At 66.0% G+C, this 720-nt stretch carries 1 protein-coding gene and 1 pseudogene; both read left to right on the top strand.

Annotation, left to right across the window (positions count from 1 at the left end):
• Positions 1-172 precede the first annotated feature (172 nt).
• Positions 173-619, top strand: a complete 447-nt coding sequence (locus RVY79_RS16825) for a TIGR03757 family integrating conjugative element protein (RefSeq protein ID WP_026083770.1) — start codon at positions 173-175, stop codon at positions 617-619.
• Positions 616-720: pseudogene (locus RVY79_RS16820) on the top strand (TIGR03756 family integrating conjugative element protein); the annotation flags it as partial. The gene RVY79_RS16825 and the pseudogene RVY79_RS16820, both read left to right, overlap by 4 nt.

Below are 720 nucleotides of genomic sequence, written 5' to 3'. Positions count from 1 at the left end.
GAATCCGGCCTGCTGTAGCCCGCTCCTTGATCCACGCGGAGGCTTCGGCCTCCGCTTTTTCATGGGCGCGAGACAAGCAGGTATGCGGGCAGTGCGCGATGCGCATTGTTTGTTGGGGCCGCGTCGGCTTCGCGTTTGACTACTGCTCTGATCAACTTCAAGGGCACGCGACATGCCAGCATCTCTTTCCAGGTTCGCGCCGGGCTGGCGAACCCTCGGCCTGGCCGTGGCGCTGCCGGCAGCCCTGGCCGTTTTCAGCCCGGCCACCTTCGCCGCCGACGTGGTGGTCGTCACCGACAGCCGCCACCCGGTCAAGACCATGGGCGGCGAGCGGCTGATCGAACTGAACGAAGCCCACAGGATTGAAGCGGAGCTTTCCGCGGGACTGCCCACCGACCCCGAACAGGCGACGGCCATCGTCAAGCGCCGGCTGAATGGCGGCGGTGCCGATCTGCAGCGACGCATCGCTTCCGCATACCAAAGCGTTACCGACGCATGGAGTCTCGGCATCACCAGCCTCCCGGCCGTGGTGGTGGACAGGCGCTATGTGGTCTATGGCGAGTCGGATGTGGCTCGCGCTGTCGCGCGCATCGAGCAGCACCGGAGGACCCAGCCGTGACCCGACCATTCGACCTGATGCGCCGTCTGCATGCTGGCGTGGCTTCGTTGCTGCTGCTCAGCGCCACGGGCAGCTACGCCCTCAACACTGCCACCATCGTC

The organism is Chromohalobacter sp. HP20-39 (assembly GCF_033052815.1).
Lineage (GTDB): Bacteria > Pseudomonadota > Gammaproteobacteria > Pseudomonadales > Halomonadaceae > Chromohalobacter.
This window is presented reverse-complemented; position numbering and strand designations above follow the sequence as displayed.